Raw genomic sequence first — 1,012 nt, forward strand, 5'->3', positions numbered from 1 at the left:
GGCGCCGACGGGCCGGGCACACCGGGCGAAACCATTCATCCCCGAGCTGCCTTCGACCGCCATCCACCTGACCGACGGGTACGAATCCGAACCCGTCCGGATGGCTGGCAGGCGGGCGCCGCGGCCGGTGCCCATCGCGGTCGCGTGGACGGATGGCCGCAGTACGAGGTTCGGACGCGGCCGCGCGCTGCTCACGGCGGGTGTCGTAGGGGCCGTGCTCGTGGGCCTCGGCTCGTGGACGCTTGCCGCCGGCCTCGGCGGGGACGATCGTGGCCCGGCCGGGCCGGCGTCCGCGCAGGGCGTCCCGGTGCCGTCCGTGGTGCCGTCCGCGGTGGCTTCCGTGGTGGCTTCCGTGGTGGCTTCCGCAGCCGCGCTGCCAGCCGGTGCGGCCTCCGCGGACCCGACGCTGACGCTGACGCCGTCACCGTCGCCGGCGGACCCCCCACGCGCGCCAGTGCCGGACGTGCGCAACATGGTGCTGGCCGATGCCTCGGCAGCGCTGCGAAAGGCCGGCTTCACCAACATCCCTCACCAGTACGACTGCTACCGGTCACCCAACATCGACAACGTGGTGAGCCAGGAACCGTCTGCGGGTAGTCGGATCGCCACGACCTCCCCGGTGAGCCTGAAACTGCAGGCAGCCGACTGCGCGACCGTTCCCATCGTTGTAGGGATGATGCTCCGTGACGCCGTGGACACTCTCCAGACGATCGGGTTTACCAACATCTCGTACACGTACGAGTGCCTGAAGTCGATCAGGGTCGGTACCGTGGTCCTCCAGTCGCCGCCTGAGGACACCAGTTACAGCCTGAAGCAATTTGTCAACCTGCGACTGCAGACGGCCAGCTGCTGATCATCCGGACCGGTCGATCGGTAGCGAGCGGCTCGGCCGGACCGGCGCGGTCGCAAATCCGGGCCGTGACTCCCCGTCCAGGCCCCGCGGCACTGGCAGGGTGTGTTGCGGACCACCCAGCGCCGCCCGACCGCCACCGGCGAGCGCTGCCCGACCAGC

The 1,012-nt window shown here is 70.6% G+C and carries 1 protein-coding gene; it reads left to right on the forward strand.

The window, feature by feature from the left end; translation table 11 throughout:
- A partial coding sequence (locus tag U9980_RS23085) for a PASTA domain-containing protein (RefSeq protein WP_322769864.1) occupies positions 1-853 on the forward strand: 853 nt, incomplete at its 5' end.
- Between the last annotated feature and the right edge of the window lie 159 nt (positions 854-1,012).

Source organism: Protofrankia sp. Cr1, assembly GCF_963555865.1.
Taxonomy (GTDB): Bacteria; Actinomycetota; Actinomycetes; order Frankiales; family Frankiaceae; genus Protofrankia.